Below are 26,677 nucleotides of genomic sequence, written 5' to 3'. Positions count from 1 at the left end.
CACTCTGCGTATCCGTCCAGTTCAAGGCGCTTCCGGACCTTGATCCCCGGGTTACCGTTCCCGGATGGACCTGGCGTACCTGCGCGCGCACCCGGGGCAACTGCCCGCCTTTCTCACCCACCAGCGCATCCGGGAGACACCGGTCCCCGGCGGCGACATCTGCGCGGCGTCCCGGCTGACCCTCGACGACGGCACCTCGCTGTTCACCAAGACCTGGCCGGAGCAGGCGGAATCGCCGGTGCCGGCGGGATTCTTCGCCGCCGAGGCCGCCGGCCTGCGCTGGCTCGCCGAGGCCGGTGCCGTGCCGGTGCCCGAGGTCCTGGTCGCCCTTCCCGGGATGCTGGCGCTGGAGTGGATCGAGCCGGGCCCGGCCGAGCCGGCGGCCGCCGAACGCCTCGGTCGGGACCTGGCCGCGCTGCACCGGGCCGGCGCGCCGGCGTTCGGCGCCGACTGGCCGGGATTCATCGGCGCGCTCCCTCAGGACAACACCCCGGCGACCGGTCCGTGGGCCGACTGGTTCGCCCGGACCCGGCTGCTGCCGTACCTGCGCCGTTCGGTGGACAACGGCGCCCTCGACCCGGCGGACGCGGCCCTGGTCGAAGCGGTGGTGTCCCGGATCGACGGGTACGGCGGTGCCGAGCCGCCCGCCCGGGTACACGGTGATCTGTGGCCGGGGAATGTGCTCTGGTCCGCCTCCGGGCGGGCCTTCCTGGTCGATCCGGCCGCGCACGGCGGGCACCGGGAGACCGATCTCGCGCAACTGGCTCTCTTCGGTGGCACCCCCCACCTCGACCGCACCCTGGCCGCGTACCGGGAGTTCTGGCCGCTGGCCGACGGTTGGCGGCGGCGGGTGCCGGTACACCAACTGCACCTGATGCTGGTGCACACCGCCCTCTTCGGTGGCGCGTACCGCGATTCGGTGGCTTCGACTGCGCGTGCCGCGCTGTCGGACTGACGCGCTACGGTCGACCGATGAGCACTCCGGTCATCGGGCACGCGGGGGACGACCGACCGGACCCGACCGTCCGCCCGCCCGGCGCCGGCCTCGGCGACCGGTACGGACGGACGGCGACGGACCTGCGGGTCTCGCTGACCGATCGATGCAACCTGCGCTGCTCCTACTGCATGCCGGCCGAGGGACTGCCCTGGCTGCCCAGGTCCGAGGTGCTCTCCGACGACGAGGTGGTCCGACTGGTCCGGATCGCGGTCGTCCGGCTGGGCGTGACCGAGGTGCGTTTCACCGGCGGAGAGCCGCTGATCCGGCCCGGCCTGGTGGACATCGTCGGCCAGGTGGCCGGGTTGCGGCCCCGGCCCCGGCTTTCGCTGACCACCAACGGAATTGGTCTGGACCGGCTGGCCGCACCGCTGCGAGCGGCTGGGCTGGACCGGGTGAACGTCTCACTGGACACGACGGATCCCGCCCGGTTCGCCGAGCTGACCCGCCGCAGCCGGCTGCCCGACGTGCTGGCCGGGTTGGCCGCGGCGAACGACGCGGGGCTGCGTCCAGTGAAGATCAACTCAGTGCTGATCCGTGGCGTGAACGACGACGAGGCCCCCGGGTTGCTGCGCTTCGCCCTGGAACACGGCTATCAACTGCGGTTCATCGAGCAGATGCCGTTGGACGCCCAGCACGGTTGGGACCGCCGGACCATGGTCACGGCCGAGGAGATCCTGTCCGCCCTGCGGTCGTCGGTGACCCTGTTGCCCGACCCGGTGGACCGGGCCGGTGCGCCCGCCGAAACCTGGCTGGTCGACGGGTACGTGGACGCCGCCGGGCAGCCGGCCCGGGTGGGTGTGATCGGCAGTGTCACCCGACCGTTCTGCGGCGACTGCGACCGCACCCGGCTGACCGCCGACGGACAGGTCCGCAACTGCCTGTTCGCCACCGAGGAGTCCGACCTGCGGGCGGCACTGCGCGGCGGGGCCGACGACGCCGAGTTGGCCGACCGCTGGCGTACCGCGATGTGGGTCAAGCGGGCCGGGCACGGCATCGACGATCCGACGTTCCTGCAACCCGCCCGGCCCATGTCGGCGATCGGAGGCTGACACCGTGTCGGTAACGGTGCGCTACTTCGCGGCTGCCCGCGCGGCGGCCGGGCTCACCGAGGAGTCGCTACCGGCGGTCCGGTGCCTGGACGAGCTGGTCGCCGAGTTGCTGGACCGGCATGGTGAGCGACTCGGTGCCGTACTGGCGGTGGCCAGCTTCCTGGTCGACGGCCTGGCCTGGCACGACCGCCGGGCGGTGGTCCCGTCCGGGGCGACCATCGATGTCCTACCGCCGTTCGCCGGAGGCTGAGCGACCATGGCGATCGCGCTCCTTCTGCTGGTGCTCGTACTCGTGCTGGGGCTGAGTCACCTCTACCTGTGGCGGCGGCTGGTACGTGACACCACCCGGTCCCGCCGGTGGCGGCGGATCGGTGCCGGGCTCGCGGTGCTGCTGGCGTTGGCCGTGCTCGGGGCGATGGTCGGAGCCAGCAGGGGCCTCTACTGGCTCGCCTGGCCGGGCTACCTGTGGCTGGCGTTGATGTTCTACCTGGTGCTGGTGCTGGCCGCACTGGAACTGCCGCGACTGGCCGCCCGGATCGCGCTGGACCGGCGTGGTCGGCCCGCGCCGATCCCGTCGAGTGCCCGGAAACCCGAACTGTCGAGCGCGCGGACGCCCGCCCCGTCGGCCGCGCGGGCCCCGCTCGCCTCGTCGGCCGCACAGACGCCCACTCCGTCAAGTGCCCCGGCGCCCGCACGGACGCCCGCCGTCGCGACAGCGGAGGGCCCAGGTCCGGCGCCGAGGGATGAGGAATCGGACCAGGCAGGTGCCGACTCCGGCCACGATCCCAGCCGCCGGCTGCTGCTGGCTCGCGGCGCGGCCATCTTCGCCGGGCTCACCGCCGCCGGCGTCACCGGGTACGGCGTACGGGTGGCGACCGGTCCGCCCCGGCTCGACCGGGTCCGGATCGGGCTGGCCAAACTGCCTCGCCGGATGGACGGCCTGCGCATCGCCACCGTGTCCGACATCCACCTGGGCCCGCTGGCCGGCCGGGCACACGCCGAGCGGATCGTCGCGATGGTCAACCGGCTGGACCCGGATCTGGTCGCCGTGGTCGGCGACCTGGTCGACGGCTCGGTTGCCGAACTCGGCCCGGCCGCGGCACCCCTGCGTGACCTGCGGTCCCGGTACGGCAGCTACTTCGTCACCGGAAACCACGAGTACTACTCCGGGGTCGCCGAGTGGGTCGCCGAGGTGGACCGGCTCGGCCTCCGCGTGTTGCAGAACACCAGACGCGAGATCGTCACCCCCGGTGGCGTGCTGGATCTGGCCGGCATCAACGACGTGTCGGCCACCGGCACCGGCGTCGCGGCCGGCCCCGACTTCGACGCCGCACTCGGCGACCGGGACCCGAACCGGCCGGTCGTGCTGCTCGCCCACCAGCCGGTCGCGGTACACGAGGCGGCCAAGCGGGGCGTCGACCTTCAGTTGTCCGGCCACACCCACGGCGGGCAGATCTGGCCGTTCGACTACGTGGTCCGGATGGCCCAACCCGTCGTCTCCGGCCACGCCACCATCGACGGCACCCAGCTGTACGTCACCAACGGCGCCGGGTTCTGGGGACCGCCGGTCCGGGTGGGCGCCCCGCCACAGGTGACCCTCGTCGAGCTGCGCCACACGTAGCTGGAGTCGTGCGGCACATAGCGCAGTTCACCCGGCAGCGTGGCGGAACACGCCGACGGAGCGGCCCATGACAGGATGCGGCGTGCTTCCGTTCCCAGCCGCCGCCGGTCGCGGCTCCTCCGTGGGCACCCCGTACGTCGCCGACCTGCACATCCACTCCCGATACTCCCGCGCGTGCAGCAAGGACCTCTCGCTGCCCACCCTCGGCTGGTGGGCCCGACGCAAGGGCATCACGCTGCTCGGCACCGGCGACTTCACCCACCCGGCCTGGCTGGCGCACCTGCGCGAGACCCTGGTGCCCGCCGAGCCGGGCCTGTACCGGCTGGACGACGAGACCGACCGCGACATCGCCCGCCGCCTGCCGCCCCGGTTGGCCAGCACCGTCGAGTCCACGCCGGTGCGCTTCGCGCTCAGCGTCGAGATATCCACGATCTACAAGCGGGACGACCGCACCCGCAAGGTCCACCACCTGATCTACCTGCCCGACCTCGACGCCGTCGAGCGGTTCAACACGGCTCTGGGCCGGCTCGGCAACCTCGCCTCGGACGGCCGGCCGATCCTGGGACTGGACTCCCGGGATCTGCTGGAGATCACCCTGACGGCGAGTCCCGACGGCTACCTCGTACCCGCGCACATCTGGACGCCGTGGTTCTCGGCGCTCGGCTCCAAGTCCGGCTTCGACGCCATCGCCGACTGCTACGCCGACCTGGCCGAGCACATCTTCGCGGTGGAGACCGGGCTGTCGTCGGACCCGGCGATGAACTGGCGGGTCTCCGGGCTGGACGCCTACCGGCTGGTGTCCAACTCGGACGCCCACTCGCCGGCCGCGCTGGCCCGGGAGGCCACCGTGCTGGACACCGAACTGAACTACTTCGCCGTCCGGGAGGCGCTGCGCACCGGAACGGGGCTGCACTCGACCATCGAGTTCTTCCCGGAAGAGGGGAAGTACCACGCCGACGGGCACCGGGCCTGCGGGGTGAACTGGTCCCCCGAGCGGACCCGGGAGGCCGGCGGGCGCTGCCCGGAGTGCGGCAAGCCGCTCACCGTCGGCGTGCTGAGCCGGGTCGAGGACCTCGCGGACCGGCCGGTCGGGCACCGGCCCGAGGGCGCCCCCGCGGTCACCCACCTGGTGCCGCTGGCCGAGGTGGTCGGCGAGATCGAGGGCGTCGGGGCGAAGTCGAAGACCGTCACCGGCCAGCTCAACGCGCTGGTCGCGGCGCTCGGGCCGGAACTGGAGATCCTCACCCGGGCGCCGCTGGACGACATCCGCACCGCCGGCGGGGCACGGTTGGCCGAGGCGATCGGCCGGCTCCGCCGCGGCCAGGTCCACCGGGTGCCCGGATACGACGGCGAGTACGGGGTGATCCGGCTGTTCGAGCCGGGCGAGCTGGGCGGTGGCGCCACCGCGCAGCCCGAGGCGCTGTTCGACGTACCGATGCCGGAGCCGGCACCGGTACGCCGGGCCCGACCCGCGGCCCCCGCCGTTCCCGCGCAGCGTCGCCGGACCCGGTCGGCCCCCGCGCCCGTGCCGGCTCCGCCGATCGCGTCACGCCCGTCCCCACACGAGCCGTTCGAGCCGATGCTGGCCGGGATGGAGGAGGTCGGCACCGGGCTGCTGGACCGGTTGGACGCGATGCAGCGGGTGGCCGCGTCCGCACCCGGCGGGCCGATGCTGATCGTCGCGGGGCCGGGTACCGGCAAGACCCGTACGCTCACCCACCGCATCGCGTACCTCTGCGCGGAGCTGAACGTGTTCCCCGAACGCTGCCTGGCGATCACCTTCACCCGGCGGGCCGCCGAGGAGCTGGGGGCCCGGCTGGACGGACTGCTCGGACCGGTGGCCGAGGACATCACGGTGGCCACCTTCCACTCGCTGGGGCTGCGGATCCTGCGCGAGAACGCGCCGGCCGCCGGCCTGCCGACCGGGTTCCGGATCGCCGACGACGCCGAGCGGACCGAGCTGCGCGCCGAGGCGGGCGACGACGAGGCCGCGTACGTGAAGCTGCTGCGGGCCCGTGACCTGGTGGATCTCGACGAACTGGTGGAGCTGCCGGTACGGCTGCTACGCGACGATCCGGGGCTGGTCCGGCACTACCGGGAACGCTGGTCGTGGATCTTCGTGGACGAGTACCAGGATGTCGACGCCACCCAGTACGAGCTGTTGCGGCTGCTCAGTCCCGCCGACGGCAACCTGTGCGCGATCGGCGACCCGGATCAGGCGATCTACTCGTTCCGGGGCGCCGACGTCGGCTACTTCCTGCGCTTCTCGCAGGACTTCACCGACGCCCGGCTGGTCCGGCTGACCCGCAACTACCGCTCCTCGGCGCCGATCCTGGCCGCCGCCGTGCAGGCCATCGCCCCCACCTCGCTGGTCAAGGGCCGCCGGCTCGACCCGGCCCGCCTCGACCCGGAGGCGCCGCTGGTCGGCCGGTATCCGGCCGCGTCCGTCGCCGACGAGGCCGACTTCGTGGTCCGCACCATCGACGATCTGGTCGGCGGGCTCTCCCACCGGTCCCTGGACTCCGGGCGGGCGGACGGTCGGACCGGCTCGGTCTCGTTCGCCGACATCGCCGTGCTGTACCGGACCGACGCTCAGGCCGCGCCGGTGGTCGACGCGCTGCACCGGGCCGGCGTACCCGTGCAGAAGCGGTCCCACAACCGGTTGCGGGACCGGACCGGCGTGGCCGCCATCGCGGCCGAGCTGCGGCACACCGACGGGGATGAGCCGCTGGTGACCCGGGTACGCCGCGTCGGGCAGGTGCTGGCCGAGCGGTTCGCCGCGCCGACCCTCGACCTGCGCGGCGGGGCGGGCCCCGAGGACATCTGGGCCGCCGTCGAACTGCTGAACCCGCTCGCCCAGCGCTGCGACGACCTGCCGACGTTCCTGTCCGCCCTGGACACCGGCGCGGAGGTGGACGCCCTGGACCCGCGGGCCGAGGCGGTCACCCTGCTCACCCTGCACGCGGCGAAGGGGCTGGAGTTCCCCGTGGTCTTCCTGGTCGGCTGCGAGGACGGGCTGCTGCCGCTGCGGCTGCCCGGGCGCCCGCCCACCGACGAGGACCTCGCCGAGGAACGCCGGCTGTTCTTCGTGGGGATGACCCGGGCCCAGGATCGGCTCTACCTCAGTTCGGTACGTCGACGTACCCGGCACGGGCGGGAGCGGGAGTGCGCGCCCACCCCGTTCCTCGACGCCGTGGACCCCGGCCTGCTCGAACGGTTCGGCACCGAACAACCCCGCCGCCCCCGCGACCGCCAGCTCCGCCTGCTGTGAACCCCGTGAAAGGAAGGGCCCCCTGTTATCGCCTTTTGTAGATGAAGGGCCCCCTCTTAACGGTCCCGGTTGGTGCCCTCGATCGGCCAACCAGGCTACGGTGTCGTGGGCGTCACACACTGGGGGCTGATCGACCTCTGACCTGAGGCGCCTCGATCGACCACCAGGAGCGCGCGTCATGTCGAACTACGGGCCGCCGGACAGCCGCTATCCCGGGTCGGACCCGTGGCCGGGCCGAGGACCACACGAGTCCGCCGGCCGCGAGCGGAACGAGGCCGGTTACGACCGGAACGAGGCCGGTTACGACCGGGACCAGGCGACCAGTTACGACCGGGACCAGGCGACCGGTTACGACCGGGACGAGGCCGGTTACGACCGGGGAGCCGCCGGATACGGCTCCGTCCGGCGGTATGAGCCGGGTGCGCCGCCGGCCGGCCCCACCGGATACGGCTCCGACCGGCCGGGCGAGGCGATGGGGTTCCCGGATCCGAACCGGTACCAGCCGGGGTACGAGACCACGGACGCACCGCGATACCCCGCGTCGGGGTACGAGACCACGGACGTACCGCAGTATCCGCGGTCCGGTCGCGGGGCGGCGTCCGGTTACGGCTCGGCCCAGCGGTACGAGCCGGGCCGTCCGGCGAGCCTGCCGGACTGGGCCAGCGCGGCGAGTGAGCCGACACCGCCGAAGAGCCGCGCGCCCGTCGTGATCCTGGTGACCGTACTGGCGCTGCTTGTCATCGGCGGCGCCGGGTACTACTTCATCGGCCGGCACAACGGCGGTGGCACGGTGGCGGCATCCGGTTCGGCCTCCGCCGCGCCGATCGAGACATCCGCGCCCGCGTCGGACGCCAATCCGAGCACTCCGGCTCCGGAGTCGTCGAACGACGCGCGGTTCGTGAAGGCTGGGCAGTGTGTCCGCAACGAGGGCGCGACCGGCGACAAGCCGAGGCTGACCATCACGACCTGCGCCCCGAAGACGTACGAGGTGCTGCGCCGGTTCGACGGCGCCACGAACGGCAAGAGCGACGCGCTGACCAAGTGCTCGAACGTGACCGGCTACACCGACTGGTACTTCTTCAACAGCGAACTCGACACGCTGGACTTCGTGCTCTGCCTCAAGACACGCTGAGCCCCGGAGACCTCGATAGCTGAAACTAGGGCCGTCTAGCCCGTGAGCTAGACGACCCTAGTCTTCGCTCGAACTCCTGCCCGGGAAGCCCGCGACACGCGAGGCCCCTCGCTCGAACTCCTGCCCGGGGACACCCGCGACACGCGATCGCCTCCTCTACGCCAATCTACCGATCCAGCTAGATCCGCCGATACGGTACGAGCATGGACCCCGTGCGGAACCCGTACGCCCCCGGCGCCGGCCAGCGTCCCCCCGAACTGGCCGGTCGTGGCCGGGAGCTGGAGGTTTTCGACGTCGTCCTCGAACGGATCGCGCGGGGTCGACCCGAGCGCAGCCTGATGCTCACCGGCCTGCGCGGGGTGGGCAAGACGGTGTTGCTCAACACGCTGCGTTCCCAGGCCATCGGGCGGCTCTGGGGCACCGGGAAGATCGAGGCTCGTCCCGACCAGTCCCTGCGCCGACCGGTGGCCGCCGCGCTGCACATGGCCATCCGTGAGCTGGCTCCCCGCCACCGGGCACCCGAGCGGATCGAGGAGTTCCTCGGCGTACTCAAGGCGTTCGCGCTGCGTACCGAGCCGGTGGTGGGCCGGAAGGCCGCGCCGCGCCTGCGGGACCGGTGGCAGCCGGGGATCGACGTACCGGCGACTGTCGGGCGGGCGGACTCGGGCGACATCGAGATCGACCTGGTGGAGTTGCTGACCGACGCGGCGAGCGTCGCCACCGACGTCGGCACCGGCGTGGCGGTGTTCATCGACGAGATGCAGGACCTGGGTCCGGAGGATGTCTCCGGGCTCTGCGCCGCCTGTCACGAGCTGTCGCAGTCGGGCGCCCCGCTGATCGTGGTGGGCGCCGGCCTGCCGCACCTGCCGGCGGTGCTCTCGGCGGCCAAGTCGTACTCCGAACGGCTGTTCCGGTACCAGCGGATCGACCGGCTGGACCGGATCGCCGCCGACCGGGCCCTCTGCGCGCCGGCCGAGCGCGAGCAGGTGGAGTACGAGCCCAAGGCGCTCGATCTGCTGTACGAGAAGTCCGGCGGCTATCCGTACTTCGTGCAGGCGTACGGCAAGGCCACCTGGGACCACGCGCCCCGGTCGCCGATCACCCCGGCCGACGTCCGGGTGGCCGCGCCGGAGGCGGAGGCCGAACTCGCGGTGGGGTTCTTCGGTTCGCGTTTCGAACGGGCCACCCCGGCCGAGCGGGAGTACATGCGGGCGATGGCGGCGCTGTCGTACGTCGCGGGTGACGCCGCCGGTGGGCAGGTGGGTGACGACATGGACGCCGCGGTGCCAACCGCCGAGATCGCCCGGTCGCTCGGTCGTAAGCCGGCGAGCCTGTCACCGGCCCGGGACGCGCTGATCAAGAAGGGGTTGATCTACTCGGGCGAGCGCGGCACCGTGGCCTTCACCGTCCCGCACTTCGGCCGTTACCTGCGAACCCAACCGGTCTGACCGACGGCGCACGGTCGCAGCCGGCCACCAACCGACGCGGTCCCGACGGGCGGAGCGCCGCCTGCGCCGGCCGACCTGTCCCCTCAGACCAGCGCCCAGGGCGCCGGGAAGGTCACCTCGCCGGACGGCGGCACCGGTTGCTCGTCGGGACGCCCCGCCGGCGATCCCACAACAACGGCCGGCATGTCCGCGCCCGCCGCCCGTCCGCTCGCGAACCCCGCCGGCCGATTCACGACGGGCGCCGGTCCATCCCTGCCGGGCGTCGTCGGCCCGTCCCCGCCCGGGGCCGGCAGGTCCCCGCCCGGGGCCGGCAGGTCCCCGGCGGTCGCCGGCAGCAGCAGCGCCTGCCACGGGTCGCCGAGCCCGGACCAGGGGCTGGTCAGCCGCAGCCGGGAGGCGGGGAAGAACCCGAACCGGCGGTAGTAGGCCGGGCTGCCGAGCACCACGACCAGCCGCTCGCCCAGCTCGGTGGCGGCGTCGAGCGCGGCCTGCACGACGTCGGTGCCGTATCCGGCACGCTGCCGATTCGGCCGGACCGCCACCGGGCCGAGGCACAGCGCCGGGAAGCCGGCCGGGTCGACCCGTACCCGGGTCAGCAGGGCGTACCCGACGATCTCCCCACCCGCCTCGGCCACGACGGACAGCTCGGGCAACCAGGCATCGTCCGCGCGCAGCGCGTCGACCAGCCGCACCTCGGCGGGCACCGAGGTGTCGGGGCGGGCGAACGCGACCGCCAGCAACCGCCGGATCGCGGGTACGTCAGACGGCTGCTCGGGCCGGAGCCGTACACCTGTCATGGCAGGCGACGCTACCGGGCCGCGCCGGGATGGGGTGGGGAAAATCACGGCGCGCTGGCGAAAGAGACGCGGACGGCGGGATGGCGCGGTTGCGGGGATAAACGGGACGGTGGCGGGGTATGACTGACCCATGAAGCCCGTACGCGCCGCCGCCCGCGCCATGCTGAGTGGCATCTTCGTCATCAACGGGGCACGTGCCGTGGCCAACCCACAGCCGTTCGTGGAGCGGGCCCGGAACGTCACGGACCGGGTGGGTCCGGTGCTCCAGCGGGTCAATCCCCGGCTGCCGTCCGATGCCGAGAGCCTGGTCCGGATCAACGGGGCGGTCCAGTTCACCGCGGGTCTCCTGCTCGCCTCCGGTCACCTGACCCGTCCAGCAGCCGCCGCGCTGGCCGGAAGCCTGGTCCCGACGACGCTGGCGGGGCATCCGTACTGGGCGCAGAACGATCCGACGGAGCGGATGAAGCACAAGATCGACTTTTTGAAGAACCTGGGCATGCTGGGTGGGCTGCTGCTCGCCGCGGCGGACACCGAGGGTCGACCCGGGCTGCGCTGGCGGACCAGCCACGCGGTGCTCGACGGCCGTCGGTCGGTGCGGCGCGGCGGCCGGTCGGTCCGTCGGGCGGTCAAGGGAGCGCGGCGGGACGCCCGGATCGCGGTCCGGTCCGCGGCGGCGGCCCGTCGACTGCCGGGCTGACCCGGTACGCGACGCCGCGGCGTTCCGATGGGGTACGCGACGCCGCGACGCGCCGACCGGACCGGGTACGCGACGCCGCGACGCGCTGACCGGATACCCGGCGGCACGGCACCGCTTTCTGGGCAGTATTAACCAGGAATTACCGCCCTGTGGCAACGCGACAGAAATGTCGCGAACTAGTGTGGGACCGGACACGGTCGGATAACGCAGGGGGCGGGTCAGTGTTGCGCGGTTCTAGGCTGCTGCGTGCAGGACCTGGACGAGATGGACAACTTCGGTACGGGGGTGACGACGCCATGCCGGCGACCGTCGATGGACGGACCGACACGGACAGCCCGGCTCGGCGTACCCTCCCCAGCCTGGACGGTCGCACCGCGCTGCGGCTCGGCGCCGTAGCCCTCGTGGCGTACCTTTCCTGGCTGGCCATCCGCACGTTCGGCCGGCCGTACGACTTCTTCGACATGAAGATCTACCACGGGGCCGTGGTGTGGTGGGCGCACGGCAACGACCTGTACGCCTTCATCGCCCCCCGGACCACCCTGGGGTTCACCTATCCGCCGTTCGCGGCGCTCGCCATGCTGCCCATGGTGCCGATGCCGATCGGGCTGGCCGGACTGATCAACGTGATCGCCAGCCTCGCCGTTCTCGCGGTCGTGCTGGTGGCGCTGCTGAAGCCGATCTCCGAGCGGATGCGTTGGCCCCTGTGGTTCGGCGTCGCCCTCGCGGTGCCGCTGGCCGCGGCCATCGAACCGGTCCGGGAGACCCTCGGCTACGGCCAGGTCAACCTGCTGCTGTTCGCGCTCATCATGGCCGACCTGATCGCGCTGCGCTGGCGGGCCCGCCGGACGCTGCGCGGAGTCCCCCCGGGGGGCGCCGTTCGGCGATTCTTGTCCAGTGGCGCCTGGGCCGGTGTGGGCATCGGCCTGGCCACGGCGATCAAGCTGACCCCGGCGCTGTTCATCGTTCACCTGCTGCTGACCCGGCAGTGGCGCACCGCACTGACCGCGATGGCCACGGCCGCCGGTGTCACGGTGGCCACCTTCCTGGTCGCCAGTCGCGCCTCCACCACCTACTTCACCGAGGTGATCTGGGACACCGGCCGGGTCGGGGCGACGGACATGACCCCCAACCAGTCACTTGCCGGGGTACTGGCCCGACTGTACGACTCGATGGAGACGCCGGGCCTGCTCTACCTGGCGTTCGCGGTGCTGCTGCTCGCGGTCGGACTGTCCCGGGCCGCCAGCGCGCACGCCGACGGCGACGAGCTGACCGCCTTCACCATCATCGGTCTCACGGCGAACGTGATCAGCCCGATCTCCTGGACCCACCACCTGGTTTTCGTGGTGCCCGCGATCATCGTGCTCGCCGACGCCGCCAGCCGCCGTCGCGCCGCCAGCCGGGGAATGCGTCGCACTTCGGGCGTGCCCAGCGGGCTGACCGGGATCGCTGGGCTGCGGCCGCCGATCTGGTACCCGACCCTCACCGGGCTGCGGCACGCCATCGCGGCCGTCGCGCTCTACGCCCTGTTCCTGATCTCGCCCATCTGGCCCTACGAACACCAGCTACCCGCGGTCTCCCACTACCAGGACGGCCTGTTCGGCGCCCTGATGGAGAACTCGCTGGCGATCGCGCTCATCATCCTGGTGGCGGCGCTGCCCTGGCGGCCGGGTGCCGAGCCGGTCTTCTACGCCGAGCACCAACGGCAGGACCGTCGGCCGGCGATCCTGCGCGGCTAGTTTCCCGGCGGCCGGCCAGGTTTCAGGCGGCCGGCGATCCCGCGCAACGGGTTCTCGGCGATCCGCGCGGCCGAGTTTCCCGGCGCTCGGCGATCCCGCGCGGCCAGGTTCCCGACCGTCGGCGGAGCGGGGCCGGTCGCACGCGCTCAGGGACAGTTGACCCACTCGTCCGTACCGTCGGCGAAGATCTGGTGTTTCCACACCGGCAGCCGCGCCTTCACCTCGTCGACCAGGCGGGCACAGGCGGCGAAGGCCGCCGCCCGGTGCGCGGTCGCGACCGCCGCGACCAGGGCCACATCGCCGATCTCCAGCGGGCCGAGCCGGTGTGAGACGGCGACGGAGTGTACGTCCGGATCGCTCGCGATCTCCTCGGCCACCTCGCGCAGCACGGACACGGCCGACGGGTGTCCCTCGTACTCGAGCCGGAGCACCGGCCGGCCGTGGTCGTGGTCCCGTACGACACCCTGGAACGACACGACAGCTCCCGAACGGTCGCCGCCGACCGCCCGCTCGTGTGCCGCGAGGTCGAGCGGTTCGCTGCCGACCCCGATCAGCGTCACCGAGGCGCCGCTGGGCGTCGTACCCGTATCCCCGCTCATCGGATCACCGCCTGACGGGGCGGCAACGGTACGAGCGGCACGCTCGCGCCCGGCGTACCCGCTGTGCCGGGGGCGATCACGGCGAACCCGTCGGCGGCGGCCAGCCCGCGGAGCATCGCCGATCCGACGTGCCGGAGCGGACGGGCGGTGTTGTCCCGTGGGTCCACCCGGACCAGCGCGAGGTGGGTGTGGTCACCCCGACCGGGGACGGGTTCGGCCAGCGTCACCGAGGGCAGCTCGGGCGGCTGCCGGCCCTGCATCCCGGCCAGCAGCGGAGCCACCAGGGAGACCAGGGCGACGATCGCGGACTGCGGGTTCCCCGGGAGGCCGGCGACGAACCGGTCCCGCCCGTCCGGGCCCGGGATCCGGGCCACCAGCATCGGAAAGCCCGGCCGGACGGCCACGGTGTTCACCACGTACTCGGCGCCCAGTTCGCGCAGCGCGGGATGCAGGTGATCCACCGGTCCGTGCATCGTGCCGCCGGTGGTACAGACGAGGTCGGCCTCCGCGAGGGCGGTCCGCAGTGCCGCGACGTGAGCCGGCAGGGTGTCGGCGACCGGTCCGGTGACATCGTCCGGTCCGATGGCGCAACCGTACCGGCGCAGCCAGGCCGGCACCGCGGGCCCGAGCGCGTCCCGGACCCGACCGGCGCCCGGCGGCCCGGCGGTCAGCAGTTCGTCGCCGAAGACCAGCAGGGCGGCGCGGGGTGTCCGGCGCACCGGCAACCGGTCGTAGCCGCAGGAGGCGGCCAGGCCGATCAGCGCGGGATCCACCGGCGACCCGGCGGGCAGCAACTGTTCGCCGGCCCGGGCCTCCTCGCCGGTGGCCCGCCACTCGGGCGTCGCGCGGAGTCGGCCGGAGATCCCGTCGGCGGTCGGGGTGGATTCCTCGACGCGGAGCACCCCGTCGGCGCCGTCCGGCAGCATGGCGCCGGTGGCTATCTCGACTGCCGTGCCGTCCTCGGTGAGCGGCGGTGGCACGGCGCCGGCCAGGACCCGCCCGACGACGCGCCAGTCGCCCGGGCCGCGCACCGCCCAGCCGTCCACGCTGGAGGTCGGGAACGCCGGCAGGTCGGTGAGCGGGGCGAGCGGCTGGGCCAGCGTCAGCCCGTCGGCCTCCGCCAGGGCCACCTCGACGACCGGCAGCGCCGCCGCCGCACCCGCCTCGTACACCCGGCGCCGCGCCTCCGGCCAGGAGGCCGGATCCGGTGCGGGCTCCTGGGTGGAGCCGGCGGCGAGGTTGGCTGCGATCACCTGGCGAGCCTATCGTCCGGCCCCGACGTTCCGGTGCCGCCGGTGCGGAGGCGTTAACCGGGGGCCCTTCCTATACAAAAAGCGATAACAAGGTGCCCTTCCTTACCTCGGGTGGTCGCCGCCGCGCAGTTGGTCGACGGCGTGTGCCAGCAGCGGGCCGAGGACCGCCAGACCGTCTCGGGCCCCGCCGGTCGAGCCCGGGAGGTTGACCACCAACATCCGGCCGAGCACCCCGGCCACGCCCCGGGACAGGGCTGCCGCCGGCACCGTCTCCCGGCTGTACCCGCGGATCGCCTCCGCGATGCCCGGTATCTCGTAGTCGATGACCGCCCTGGTCACCTCGGGTGTCCGGTCGGTGGGGCTGATCCCGGTGCCGCCGCTGGTGACCACCACGTCGATCCCGTCGGCGTGCGCCGCCAGCAACGCCTGCCCCACGGGGTCACCGTCCGGCACGACCACCGGGTCCGCCACCTCACAGCCGAGGGCCCGCAGCCCGGAGGCCAGCAGCGGTCCGCTGGTGTCCCGGTAGGTGCCGGCCGCCGCCCGGTTGGAGGCCACCACCACCCGTGCGCTGATCACGGCCGGTCCGCCGGTCGCTGCCAGTCGCCGGTCTTGCCGCCCTGCTTGCGCAGCACCCGGATCGACTCGACGGCGGCCGCCGGGTCGACGGCCTTCACCATGTCCACCAGCGTCAGGCCCGCCGTCGCGACCGCGGTCAACGCCTCCATCTCGACCCCGGTGCGGTCGGCGGTACGCACCGTGGCGGTGATCTCGACGGTCCGCTCGGTGAGGTCCAGGTCCAGGGTCACCCCGTGCAACGCGATGGGGTGGCACAGCGGGATGAGGTCGGGGGTTCGTTTGGCGCCCATGATGCCGGCGACCCGGGCCACGGCCAGCGCGTCGCCCTTGGGGAGCCCGTCGCGGCGCAGCAGGTCGACGACCTCCGGTGTGGTGACCAACCGCCCGGCGGCCACCGCGCGACGACCGCTGGGTTCCTTGGCCGACACGTCCACCATGCGGGCCGCGCCGGCGGCGTCGACGTGGCTCAGCCCGGTTTCCGATTCCGTCACCGCCGCAGCCTATCGAGCGGGCCGCCAGGTCGGGCCGATCGGCCCCACGACGTGGGGTGGTTGGCCCTTCATAATGGGCGGCAGCGCAGGTTCGTGCCGTTTTGCGGAACGTATCGGCGAAGGGTCGCTGAGTAAGCGACCTATTCACCGACTTCTAGACGCTTCAATGGCCAGGGAAAAGGACTCACCGTTTCGGTTCGGGCGCACTCGGTGACGATAACCGGCCCAATCATCGGATTATGCGCAATACGACATCTCTTGGGTGCAAACGGACCCAACTTCGCTTAGCGTCATGGCCATCGGAATGGTGATCGGCCACCGCGAAGGGCCACCACCAAGGGGTCACACAGAGGAGCAGCCATGCGCGGCAGCAGCTGGGAATGAGAGAGGCTACCGACGCCCCGTGACAGGGCGTAGGCTGCCCGATACGCCTCTTGCGCTGGAGAGACATGGTCGGACAGCCACGACGAACTCATGAGACCGATCGGCGACTCGCGTTGCCTGTCGGTCTCGTCGTCGTTCTCGCCGTCCTCGTCCTGGCGGCGGCCGCGGACGCCACGGTCAACCTGCCGGTGGCCGGCCAGTCCTGGCAGACCACGACGATCCTGACCCTTCTGGTCATCCTCGGAATGACGACGGCGATCCGGATCCGCATCCGTTCGACCACCCAGGCGATCCAGTGGTGCGACGTCGCGATCATCATCGGTCTCGCGGTCGCGCCACCACCCATCGTGGTTATCTGCACCGCGGTCGGTGTGACACTCGCTTATCTGTTCCGTCGCCGGGCCCTCGTCAAATCGGCCTTCAACGTGGCCAAGGAAACGGTGCTTGCCGGGGCAGCCTGGATACTGCTGCACACACTGGGCTGGAACACGCAATCAACTCGAACACTCCGCGAAACACTGGTGCCACTAATCGCCGCCTTCTGTCTGCTCGTCGTCCTCGACGAGGTGGTGATGCTGCCGGTCATCGCGCTGGACACCGGCACCCGGATACGGCAACTGTTTCGGGCCGACACGGGCCTGCGACTGTTCAGCGCCGCGGCCCGGCTGTCGCTGATCGTCGGGACCGTCCTCATCCTCGAACTGGACAACCGGCTGCTGCTCGCCATCCCACCACTGGTGGTGAGCCTGCACCTCGCGTACGCGGGACGGCTGCGCTCCCGGGAGGAACGCCAGGCGTGGCAACGGCTGGCCCGGACCACCGATGCCCTCAACGTGGTCGATCCCGACCTCGTGCTGCGGACCGCCGTCGCGCGCGCCGCGGAACTCTTCTCGGCCGACGAGGTCGAGGTCGAGTTGACCAGGTCCGGCCGGCTGGTCCGGGGCGGCACCGAATCGATCAGTTACGACGGGCCGGCCACCGACGCACCCCGGACCGCCCAGGTGGTCATCCCGGCCGCGCTCACCCGGCACGACGACCACGAGCCGGTCGGTGAGGTGCGGCTGCGTTTCCACGGACCGGTCAAACTCTCCGAACGGGAGCACTACACGCTGCGCACCTTCGCGTCCGCGCTCTGCACCGCGATCCGCAACGCCGCGGCGTACGCCGAACTCGACCGGGTGGCCCGGGAACAGGCCCACGCGGCCACCCACGACGCCCTGACCGGCCTACCGAACCGGCGACATCTGATGGACGTCGGCAACGCCCGGCTCCAGGAGCAGCACGCGACGGGCGTGGTGGCGCTGCTGCTGATCGACCTCAACCACTTCAAGGAGATCAACGACACCCTCGGGCACGCGGCCGGCGACCGGGTGCTGATCCAGGTGGCCGACCGGCTGCGTTCCGCCGTACGCGGGGAGGACCTGGTGGCCCGGCTGGGCGGCGATGAGTTCGCGGTGCTGTACCGCGGCCTGCCCGCCCCGGCGGTCGCCGCGCACCGGTCCGAGACGCTGTTCGCCGTCCTGCACCAGCCGTTCGACCTGGACGGCATGCGGCTGAGCGTGGAGGCCAGCGGCGGCATCGCCAGCGCCGCCAACACCGGCGGGATGGCGGAGTTGCTGCGCCGCGCCGACGTCGCGATGTACCAGGCCAAACGCACCGGACGCCGGATGACCACCTACATACCCACCCAGGACACCGCCGACCTGGGCCGGCTCGTGCTCGGTGGCGACCTGCCCCGGGCGGTGGCCGACGACGAGTTCACGGTGACCTTCCAGCCGATCGTGGAACTGGACACCGGCGAGGTGATGGCCGCCGAGGCACTGGCTCGCTGGCAGCACCCCGTACACGGGATGATGGATCCACTGCGGTTCATCGACGCCGTCGAACGGTCCGGCCTGCTACCGGCGTTCACCGAGGCCGTACTCGACCAGTCACTGATCGCGGCCAGATCCTGGCGGGAGGCCGGCTTCGAGCTGCCGGTCGCGGTCAACGTCTCCCCGCGCAGCCTGCTCGACGCCCGCTTCCCCGGCGCGGTCCTCGCCCGGCTACGCGCCCACGACCTGCCGCCGGACGGCCTCATCCTGGAACTCACCGAAACTCTCGCGCTCAGCCAGCTGGAGGTCGTGGACCAGGTCCTCACCCAACTGCGGAGCGAAGGCGTCCGACTGGCCCTGGACGACTTCGGCACCGGCTACTCGTCGCTGTCCATGCTGTCCCGCATCCCGGTCCACGAGCTGAAGATCGACCGCGAGTTCGTGATGGCCATGGAGAACTCGGCCGAGGCCATGGCGGTCATCCGCTCGACCGTCGATCTCGGCCGCAGCCTCGGGCTGATGGTCGTGGCGGAGGGCGTGGAGAGCGAACCACAGCGACAGGCGCTGTGGGAGCTCGGCTGCGTCGCCGGCCAGGGCCACCTGTTCGCCCGGCCCATGCCGGCCAACCGGCTGCTCGTGGCCCTCCAGCAGGGTGCCGACGGGCGCCCCGGCACCCTGGCACCCCCGCTGCACGACACCGGCTCGGTGATCCGACTGGCCCCGGGCCGGCGGCCCGCGACCCGCCGGCCGGACCGGTTGCCGCACCTGGGGGCGTGACACCGCCGGCGGCTGAAGGAGCACCTGTCAGACTGGCCGCGTGAGCTCCACCGCCGACCGAACCGACCCGCCGCCGTCCCAGGCCCGGTCCGCGCCGGCGGTCCGGCCGCCGTCGACGGCCCGCCCACCGGCCCGGGTACGCCTCCGACGCGCGATCGGCGGGCTGCGCGGCGACCTCCTGCTCTACCTCCTGTCGGCCGGCTTCGCGATCTTCACCGCCGTCTCCTCCACCCTGCTCCCGCACCGCGCCTGGGGCGCCCTCGCCACCCCCGGATACCTGCTCGGCGCACTGGTGGTCCTGGTGCAGCTCGGTGCCCGCCAACGCGCCCCCCGTCTCGGCACGACGGCGGCCCGGACCGCGGTGACCCTGCTGGTCTGGTCGGCCACCACGCTCGTACCGCTGATCGTCGAGGCGGTCCAGCGCACGGCGGGCCGGGTCGACCGGGCGCAGGAGGAGGTGCTCGTGGTCGAGCGGGGCGGCCAGCGGCTGCTCGACCACGGCACCCCGTACCTCTCCCAACACGCCATCGCGGCGCTGCCGAGCGACGAACGGCTGCTGGGCTACCTGCCGTACCAACCAGGAATGGCCCTGTTCGGCCTGCCTCGCGCCCTTGCCGGTGACGCCTGGTGGACCGACGCCCGGGTCTGGTTCGCCGTCGTCACCGCGCTCGCCCTGCTGCTCGCGGTCGCCGCCGTACGCGCCGGCCGGACCGGCGCGACCCCGGCGGACACCGCACCGACCGGCGGCCCCACCCGGACCGGCGACCCCGGCGTGGCGGGCCCGGAACCGACCGGCGACGCCGGCGCGGTCCCGTCGGTCAGCCGATCCGGTCCCGGGCCGGACGGCGTCGCCCGGTCCACGGCGACCGCCGACGCCGCGCTGCTGCGGGCGGTGCAACTGGCCACCGTGCTGCCGCTGTCAGCGCTGACCCTGGCGACCGGCGGGGACGACCTGCCGGTGCTCGCCCTCTGCCTGCTCGCGACAGCGCTCTGCGTCGCGCGCCGGCCGGGGTGGGCTGGGCTCGCGATCGGCCTCGCCGGAGCACTCAAACTGTTCGCCTGGCCGGTCGCGGCCGTCCTGATCGGGTACGCCGCCACCCGCGGCCGGCGGGTCACCCTGCGGCTCGCCGTCGGCGCCCTCGGCCTGCCCATCCTGGCGCTGCTGCCCGCCGGACTGGTCGACCCCGCAGCCCTCACCGAGAACGTCGTCCGCTTTCCGCTCGGCCACGGCCTGGTGACCAGCCCCGCCCAGTCACCGCTGCCCGGCCACCTGATCGCGGTAGGTCTGCCCGGCGGCCGGCTGATCGCCGCCGGTCTGCTCGGGTTGGCGGCCCTGGTGATCGCCGTACGTCTGCTCCGCCGCCCGCCCCGGACCGCCGCGGCCGTCGCCGCCCTCAGCGGGTACGGCCTGCTCGCCGCGATGTTGCTGATGCCCAGCACCCGGTTCGGCTACCTGCTGTACCCGGTCACGCTGCTCGGTTGGGCGGCCGCGATCCGCCTCGACCGGACCCGACCCACGATTCGATGACGCCGATCCGCCGCGACGGACCCAACTCGCGACTCGTCGACGGCGGCATGTGCGCCGGTTCGGTACGGTCGAATGATGCAGACCTTGACGTGCCCGAAGTGTCACGGCGCAATGCGCCAGTACGAGCGCAGCGGGGTGACCGTCGACCAGTGCGACGAGTGCCGGGGCATCTTCCTGGACCGTGGTGAACTGGAGAAGCTCTTCGAGGCCGAGGCCCAGTGGAACCGTCAGCACGCCGGCCCGGCGGCGACACCCGGCGGGTACGCGCCCCCGCCACCGGCGCCGCACGCCCAGCCCGGGTACGGCGCCACGGGGCACCAGATGCCGCCCCCGCCGCCGGCCTACCCGCCGGCACCGGGCTACGGGCAGCAACACGGCTACCACGGCCACTACCGGCAGGGCGGCTACCACGGCCACTACCGGCGGAAGCGGCACAAGGGTTTCCTCGGCGAACTGTTCGACTGACCGGCTCGGCCCGCCGCGCGAGGTGCGCCAGCCGCGGCACTTCGCTCTGACAGGCCGAGCACCCGTTCGTTGATCATGGCTGCACTGCGACCTTCCGAGCCGATCGTCGCGGTAAAGCCATGATCGTCGGGGCCACGAGTCGTATAGCGGTGGCGGGGCTGTGGGCCGAGGGCCGCCGAGCTGTGGGACGCGGTCTGGTCCCGCAATCGGTCAGACGATGGCCATGTCGACGAAGCGCGACAGGTGGAGCTGAGCCGCGACTGTCACGGTGTCGGTCGGTCCATTTCTATGCTTGGCAACAATGAAGTCCGCTTCTCCCGCCCGCGGGGACTCCTTGTCGTAGTAGTCATCCCGGTGCAAAAGAATGACAACGTCGGCATCCTGCTCGATCGAGTTGTGTACGGCGATGCCGTTGGCGATGAAGTTGTGGGTGCCGAGGACGGTCGCGTCGTACACCGGCTGCATGCCGAGGGACTCGACGCCGATCACCTCGTCCCAGTACATGTCGTTGGTGGCGTGCATCTCCAAACCAGCATCGTCCAACACCTCTGCCACTCTTGCCAGTCTCCCCCGGCTCGGTGAGTGCTTCCACAGCGTGCTGCCACAGAACTGGATGTTCATGGCGGAGGCAAACTCCCGGTGCGTCACTCCCTGCTCGCTGAGGACAGCGCGCACCCGTGTCCACACCTCCTTTGGCACCGTGTCTCGGTTGGTGTTCCGCTTCCGGCCAGCCAACTCGGCCAGGCACACCTCGGCCTGCCTCGACCGCTCGCCGTACACGCCGATCTCACGGAGGAACCGGATCTGGTCGTCGCCGCCGGAAATCACCAGATGGTAGCCATCGCGGTACCCCGCCTTGCGCACCGTCTTGATGTGTGTCTGAATCCCGAACCGGAGTAACAGGAGGGCCAACTGATCAACGAGCCGGCGGCTGGTTGATGCGTAGTAGATCCGTGCCTGCTCGCCTCTGGCGTCCCACCACACCGAGCCGTCGGTGGCCCAGATGTGGTGGAGAAAAGCAGCGATCTGACGCTTGGGCAGCGAGAAAACCCTATCCGGAAGGAACTTCTCGTGGCTTCGCAGGCCGAACAGCCCAAGCCCGTCGAGCCATGCCGCGATCGGGTTTCGCTTCCCGCGGGCGAGCCGAAACGGTGCTGGGAGCCTGAGCGTCTTACAACGCGCCGCCGCGTAATCGTCCCGAATAGCGGTGATGCCGAAATGAGTAGCGGCTTCGCCAACGGCTTGGAGGTTCCGCTCGTCGGTGCTCGCGTACCGGATCGGCTGGCGACGCACAAACGACCCATCCCCGAGCAGGTGCGCCAGCATGACCACCTCGGCTTCGGGCCACTCGGTCGTGACCATCGGCGCCGGGACGTGCCGGGGACAGGCGATCCGCGCCCCGGGTGTCAGCTCGCCGAGTGGCTTCCAGCCGTCGAAGGTGAGGAACGGGTGGTTCGCGGTTGCCTCCACCGTGCGACCCGACGCAAGGCGCAGGGTGAACGCCTCCTTCGTCCCGCTCGGGAAGGCGTGCGTCATGGGCTTGGCCGTGTATCGAAGTTTCTCGTCCGCCGACCACACCGGGACGTTCGTCGCCCCGCTGGCCAGAAGCTCACCGATGGTCGTCTCCGCCCCCGTGTCCGCCCGCAGGATGCGGGTGCCCGCCGTCAGGCATCCGCTCTCGCGCAGATCGGACAACTGTGGTCGCTTGTCGGTACGCTGCTCCGGGCCACGGTTCAGCTGACTGACCGCGATCACCGGGCACTCGACCTCCTTGGCGAGCAGCTTGAGCCCTCGGGACAGCTCGGCGACCTCCTGCTGCCGGCTCTCGGTGCGCTTCGGTGAGCTCATCAGCTGGAGATAGTCGACCACGATCATCTTCAGGTCGTGCCGCTGCTTGAGTCGCCGCGCCTTGGCACGGATCTCCATGAGGTTCATGTTGGGTGTGTCGTCGACGAACAGCGGCGCCTCGCTGATCTCGCCCATGCACCGGGCCAGCTTCGTCCAGTCGTCATCGGAGAGCTGGCCGCTGCGCAGCACGTGCAACGGCACCCGGGCCTCCGCCGAGAGCAGCCGCATGACGATCTCGACCTTGCTCATTTCCAGCGAGAAGATCGCCGCGGCGTGGTTGGCCCGGATGGCGGCGTTGCGGGCGAAGTCCATGCTCGCCGTGCTGTTGTGGGTCGGAATCATGGCCCGGCCGGCGAGGTAGAGGTGACCGTCGTTGTCCACCGTCACGCACCGCACGGGCACGCTGGCCACCGGCCGCACCGCGACGATGGCCCGCGATCCGGTCGTGACCGGGTCCTGTCGGCGCTGCCGGTGGACGATCCCCTGCGGCGACCGGTGGAACACGTCATCGCCGGCTGGGAACGCCAACCGGTGGTTGACCGGCGCGTCCGGTCCGGTCCGGGCGGGCCGCCGCGACACCGAGCAGCGGTAACCGAGGCTCACCACCAGTTCGTGGACGTCATCGGCCAGCCGCGCGCACGTGGTCTCGTACCGGATGTCGCCGTCGGGACCGACGGTTCCGACGGCGTCGAGCAGGCCGGCCAGCAGCGCGCGGCGCTGTGCCTCGGCGGCCCGCAGGTACGGCTGCGGGATGCGGGCGCCGGCTGGGGTGACGCCAGCTTCAACCGCCAGCCCGCCTGGGCGGACGGCTGCAACCGCCAACCTGCCTGGGCGGACGGCTGCAACCGTCGGCAGGTCGAGCGGAACTCCGGCCGGGGCGTAGCCGGCGCCGATGGATCCACCCAGGACGTACGGCGGCACCGGCAGGTCGCGCTCGGGCAGGTCGAGTGGCGCGGTGTTCTCGACGGCGTGCCGGCGGCCGGGCCGGACGGTCAGGTCGTCCCGGATTTGCGTGGTGGTGTGGATCCCCTCAACCGGCGCGGTGGTCGCGACCCCGGTGGTCTTCCACAGGTGCTCGGCGTCGGCGACGATGACCGACCCGTCGGAGAACTCGACCTCGTAGCACGGGCGGCCGTGCCGGACCTCGAAGGCGTCGGTCACGGTGGTCGGCCGGCCGTCGGCGTCGAGCAGCCGGTCGCCGACCCGGACCTCGCCCATCGTCGTCCAGCCGTCCGGGGTGGGCAGCGGGGTGTCGAGGGCGAGCGCCTTTCCCAGACCCGGCCGGCCGGCGACGATGATGAGCTGGCCGGGGTGGAGTCCGTTGAGCAACCGGTCCAGGTCGGTGAACCCGGTCGGTACGCCGCTCATCACCCCGCCCTGGGCGCCGACCGCCTCGATCTCGTCGAGGGTTGGTTGGAGCATGTCGGCGAGCACGGCGAAGTCCTCGCTGACCCGGCGTTCGGTGACCTCGTAGACCGCCTGCTGGGCCAGGTCCACTATGTCGTCGACGTCGCGTCCACCGCCGGTGCCCGAACCGTAGCCCAGTTGCACGATGCGGGTGCCGGCTTCGACCAGCCGGCGCAGCACCGCCCGCTCACTCACGATCCGCGCGTAGTACGCGGCGTTGGCGGCGGTCGGTACGGCGGACATGCAGGTGTGCAGGTAGGGGGCGCCGCCGATCCGGTTGAGGTCGCCGGCGTCGGCCAGCGCGGCGGCCACGGTGATGGCGTCGGCCGGCTCGCCCCGGCCGTACAGGTCGAGGACCGTGTCGAAGATGGTGGCGTGTACCGGCCGGTAGAAGTCGCCCGGCTTCAAGATCTCGACGACGTCGGCGACGGCGTCCTTGGACAGCAGCATGCCACCCAGCACGCACTGCTCGGCCGCGATGTCCTGGGGCGGGGTCTTCTCGAAGCCGCCGTCCCGGGGCGGGGGCGGGCCACTGGGCGGACCTGGCGGGCGGGTGTTCGCCCGCGCGTCATCGGTGATCGACACCGCTTCCCCCCTCCGCCGCGCCGGTGACTGCTCCAACGAGCCTGTCCCCGGGGTCTGACATCTTCTCCTCGGACCCCTCCGTCGGATCTCGATCGGAACCGTCGTGCCGCCGGCGCCGCAGCAACGATACGTACGAGCCGGTCAACGCCCCAAACGATCCGGTGGACGAGCCTCGGGACAACCTGTGGACAATGCGCCCGGCGGTGTGCGCAGCCTGTGCACAGCTTGTGGATATCTCTTGGGGATTCGCGCCAGATAACGCTCTGAGCTGGGCTTATGCAATCCCCAGCCTGTGGATGAGAAAAGTACCCTCGGCAGGTTGCCCCGGGTGTGCCGTACCATCGACGCCGAGAACTCTGGCCGACAGTTGATTGCACAGTGACGATCCCGGAAAGGGAATTCTCCGGCCGTGGACAACCGGGACTGGGGGAGCGGCGAACTCGCCCGGCGGGTGCGCCGGCGCAGCGACGCCTGGGACGGTGGATCGTACGCGGGCACCGGCGATGACGACGGCCACCCGGCGTCCCGGCGGGGCGTCCACCCCGCCGACCGGTACGTCCCGGCCTGGGCCAGGGAAACCACCGAGACCACTCAGAGCGCCCCACCGCGTGGCGCCGGGCGTCACCGGCAGGAGCCGACCGAGGATCCGGCACCGGGTTCCCGCGCCCGCTGGCAGGTCACCGAGACCACCACCGGTTGGCGCCGGGTCACCGAGAGCCGGGTCACCGAGGCCGGTGGCTGGGACGACGGGGAGCGGCGCCGGACGACCGGGCGGGAACCGACGTCGCCGGGTGGGCCCGGCTGGTCGTACCAGGAGGTCCGGCCGGCCGATCGGAGCGTCGGGCGCCGCCGGGCCCGCGACGACGACGACCAGGGTGGCGCGCACCGTGCCCTGCCGGCGGCCCCGGAGAACCGGCCGCAGCCGGCGGCCGAACCGGCGAGTTGGGACGACCCGACCAGCACCGGGGGGTGGGGGCGGGCGGGCGGCCCCCACTGGGAGGAGAACACCAACACCGGCGGTTGGTCGGCCCGTTCCACCGACGCCGGCGCCTGGGGGCGCTCGACTTCCACCGACACCGGTGCCTGGGGGCGCTCGACCGGCGGGTCGGGTTGGCAGCGGTCCACCAGGTCCGGGCCGGACCGCGAGGCCGCGCCGGACTGGGAACGGACGCCGCCGGTCGATCCGTGGGCGCGGCCCGACGACACCTCGACCAGCATCGGCCGCTGGGATCGGGACGCCGGTGGCTTCGCCGATACCGTCCAGCGGGACGATCCGCCCGCCCGAGGGCGGGCCGTGGTGCGCTCCGACGAGCCCTCCACCGGGACATCCACCGGGACATCGGAACGCGGTACGGCGGCCGGCGGTACCGCGGACGGTGCGGCCGGTCAGCGGTACGGCCGGCGGGAGACCTTCTGGTCCGGCACCCGTCTCGCCGGTGACGATCCGCGCTGGATGGACACCCCGGCCTCGGCGCCGAGTTCCCCCGTTGTGGGCTATCCCCGCCCCGGCCTGGGATCCCCGCCGGTGGTCGAACCCCGGACCTTCGCTTCGGCCGACACCGGCATCATCGAGGTCCCGGCTCGACGCGGGACGGCCGGCACCACTCGCCAGGGCGGGACGGCCGGCACCGCTTCCCGGCGGGCGACGACCGGCGCGTCGGCCCGGCGAACCGGCGCCGGACGCGGCCCGGGGGCCACCCCGATGCGGTACGGCGAGGCTCCGGCGGACCGCTGGCGCACCGCGCCCGGTGGCCTGAGCCAACTGCCCGCGGCCCGGCTGGATCGCGATCTGTTCCTGGAGGTCGACCGTGGCACCCTGCCGGCCGCGCTGCTCTACACGACGGCCTGGTACGCGCTGCCGGTCCTGGTGCTGCTGGGCTGGTTGGCGACGCTCGACGGGCGGGTGCCGACGGGCTGCGTGACCGACGTGACCGGGGGCGGCTGCCAGTCACCCCGGACGCACGCTCTGCTCTCGCTGGTCGACGGTGTGCCGCAGTTCGGGGCGGCGCTGCTGGCCAGCCTGGTGGTGGCCATCCTGCTGCGCCGGGCCAGTGGCGCCTGGCGCTCGGTCACGGTGGGGCTGGCCGCCGCCGTCCTGGGCGGCGGACTGTCCACGGTGTTGTTCACGGCACTCAGCGGCACCGGCTGACCCGCCCCGAGACAGCGAAGCGGGGGCGCCGCGCCGGTCGGCGCGACACC

General features: G+C 72.3%; 17 protein-coding genes and 2 pseudogenes. 13 read left to right on the top strand and 6 right to left on the bottom strand.

The features are described 5' to 3' along the window. The first annotated feature begins 64 nt into the window (after positions 1 to 64). The 7 genes and pseudogenes from ACXN5W_RS10700 (at position 65) to ACXN5W_RS10670 (ending at position 9,518) form a co-directional block, all read left to right on the top strand. Positions 65 to 955, top strand: a complete 891-nt coding sequence (locus tag ACXN5W_RS10700; protein ID WP_473158037.1) for a fructosamine kinase family protein — start codon at positions 65 to 67, stop codon at positions 953 to 955. A gap of 17 nt (positions 956 to 972) precedes the next feature. Further along, the gene (gene moaA / locus ACXN5W_RS10695; protein ID WP_473158036.1) at positions 973 to 2,046 is read left to right on the top strand and encodes a GTP 3',8-cyclase MoaA; all 1,074 of its coding nucleotides are present in this window, start codon (positions 973 to 975) and stop codon (positions 2,044 to 2,046) included. Positions 2,047 to 2,050: 4 nt separating this feature from the next. Then, positions 2,051 to 2,296, top strand: coding sequence for a MoaD/ThiS family protein (locus tag ACXN5W_RS10690; RefSeq protein WP_473158035.1), 246 nt, complete (start codon positions 2,051 to 2,053; stop codon positions 2,294 to 2,296). Positions 2,297 to 2,302: 6 nt separating this feature from the next. Then, a complete protein-coding gene (locus ACXN5W_RS10685; protein WP_473158034.1) occupies positions 2,303 to 3,667 on the top strand; it encodes a metallophosphoesterase in 1,365 nt (454 codons plus the stop codon). A gap of 98 nt (positions 3,668 to 3,765) precedes the next feature. Further along, a pseudogene (locus ACXN5W_RS10680) lies at positions 3,766 to 6,938 on the top strand (UvrD-helicase domain-containing protein); the annotation flags it as partial. Positions 6,939 to 7,116: 178 nt separating this feature from the next. Continuing rightward, positions 7,117 to 8,070: an LppU/SCO3897 family protein gene (locus ACXN5W_RS10675; RefSeq protein WP_473158033.1), complete on the top strand. Its 954-nt coding sequence runs from the start codon at positions 7,117 to 7,119 to the stop codon at positions 8,068 to 8,070. Between the two features lie 203 nt (positions 8,071 to 8,273). Beyond that, the gene (locus ACXN5W_RS10670; protein ID WP_473158032.1) at positions 8,274 to 9,518 is read left to right on the top strand and encodes an ATP-binding protein; all 1,245 of its coding nucleotides are present in this window, start codon (positions 8,274 to 8,276) and stop codon (positions 9,516 to 9,518) included. A 299-nt stretch (positions 9,519 to 9,817) separates the two neighbouring features. On the opposite strand, the pseudogene ACXN5W_RS10665 reads toward ACXN5W_RS10670, so the two are convergent. Beyond that, positions 9,818 to 10,315, bottom strand: a pseudogene (locus ACXN5W_RS10665) (GNAT family N-acetyltransferase); the annotation flags it as partial. Positions 10,316 to 10,445: 130 nt separating this feature from the next. Here ACXN5W_RS10665 and ACXN5W_RS10660 point away from each other — a divergent pair. Both ACXN5W_RS10660 and ACXN5W_RS10655 read left to right on the top strand, forming a co-directional pair. Next, entirely contained in the window at positions 10,446 to 11,012 is a 567-nt protein-coding gene (locus tag ACXN5W_RS10660) for a DoxX family protein (protein WP_473158031.1), read from the top strand. Between the two features lie 296 nt (positions 11,013 to 11,308). Further along, positions 11,309 to 12,748 (top strand): glycosyltransferase 87 family protein, encoded by a 1,440-nt coding sequence (locus ACXN5W_RS10655; RefSeq protein WP_473158030.1) that lies wholly within the window; start codon positions 11,309 to 11,311, stop codon positions 12,746 to 12,748. Between the two features lie 146 nt (positions 12,749 to 12,894). Here ACXN5W_RS10655 and ACXN5W_RS10650 read toward each other — a convergent pair whose 3' ends face one another. The 4 genes from ACXN5W_RS10650 to moaC form a co-directional block, all read right to left on the bottom strand. Next, positions 12,895 to 13,347 carry a molybdenum cofactor biosynthesis protein MoaE gene (locus tag ACXN5W_RS10650; RefSeq protein WP_473158029.1) on the bottom strand — a complete coding sequence of 151 codons (453 nt, stop codon included), beginning with the start codon at positions 13,345 to 13,347 and terminating at the stop codon, positions 12,895 to 12,897. Then, a complete protein-coding gene (locus ACXN5W_RS10645) occupies positions 13,344 to 14,597 on the bottom strand; it encodes a molybdopterin molybdotransferase MoeA (RefSeq protein ID WP_473158059.1) in 1,254 nt (417 codons plus the stop codon). The genes ACXN5W_RS10650 and ACXN5W_RS10645 overlap by 4 nt, the downstream gene beginning before the upstream one ends. Before the next feature lie 105 nt (positions 14,598 to 14,702). Beyond that, positions 14,703 to 15,179 carry a MogA/MoaB family molybdenum cofactor biosynthesis protein gene (locus ACXN5W_RS10640; RefSeq protein ID WP_473158028.1) on the bottom strand — a complete coding sequence of 159 codons (477 nt, stop codon included), beginning with the start codon at positions 15,177 to 15,179 and terminating at the stop codon, positions 14,703 to 14,705. Further along, complete coding sequence (gene moaC, locus ACXN5W_RS10635; protein WP_473158027.1) at positions 15,176 to 15,670, bottom strand: cyclic pyranopterin monophosphate synthase MoaC; 495 nt, start codon at positions 15,668 to 15,670, stop codon at positions 15,176 to 15,178. The genes ACXN5W_RS10640 and moaC overlap by 4 nt, the downstream gene beginning before the upstream one ends. 449 nt (positions 15,671 to 16,119) lie before the next feature. On the opposite strand from moaC, the gene ACXN5W_RS10630 reads away from it, so the two are divergent. From ACXN5W_RS10630 to ACXN5W_RS10620, 3 genes are all read left to right on the top strand, one after another. Further along, positions 16,120 to 18,645 (top strand): putative bifunctional diguanylate cyclase/phosphodiesterase, encoded by a 2,526-nt coding sequence (locus tag ACXN5W_RS10630; protein WP_473158026.1) that lies wholly within the window; start codon positions 16,120 to 16,122, stop codon positions 18,643 to 18,645. A gap of 154 nt (positions 18,646 to 18,799) precedes the next feature. Beyond that, positions 18,800 to 20,173 carry a glycosyltransferase 87 family protein gene (locus ACXN5W_RS10625; protein WP_473158058.1) on the top strand — a complete coding sequence of 458 codons (1,374 nt, stop codon included), beginning with the start codon at positions 18,800 to 18,802 and terminating at the stop codon, positions 20,171 to 20,173. A 75-nt stretch (positions 20,174 to 20,248) separates the two neighbouring features. Continuing rightward, positions 20,249 to 20,638, top strand: coding sequence for a TFIIB-type zinc ribbon-containing protein (locus ACXN5W_RS10620; protein ID WP_473158025.1), 390 nt, complete (start codon positions 20,249 to 20,251; stop codon positions 20,636 to 20,638). A 210-nt stretch (positions 20,639 to 20,848) separates the two neighbouring features. Here the strand turns inward: ACXN5W_RS10620 and ACXN5W_RS10615 are convergent, their stop codons facing one another. Next, complete coding sequence (locus ACXN5W_RS10615; protein ID WP_473158024.1) at positions 20,849 to 24,478, bottom strand: replicative DNA helicase; 3,630 nt, start codon at positions 24,476 to 24,478, stop codon at positions 20,849 to 20,851. 409 nt (positions 24,479 to 24,887) lie between these two features. On the opposite strand from ACXN5W_RS10615, the gene ACXN5W_RS10610 reads away from it, so the two are divergent. After that, positions 24,888 to 26,627 carry a hypothetical protein gene (locus ACXN5W_RS10610; RefSeq protein ID WP_473158023.1) on the top strand — a complete coding sequence of 580 codons (1,740 nt, stop codon included), beginning with the start codon at positions 24,888 to 24,890 and terminating at the stop codon, positions 26,625 to 26,627. The last annotated feature ends 50 nt before the right edge of the window (positions 26,628 to 26,677 follow it).

Source organism: Plantactinospora sp. A48, from assembly GCF_055793945.1.
Note: the sequence above shows the minus strand (reverse complement) of the source record. Positions and strands in the feature narration are given on the sequence as shown.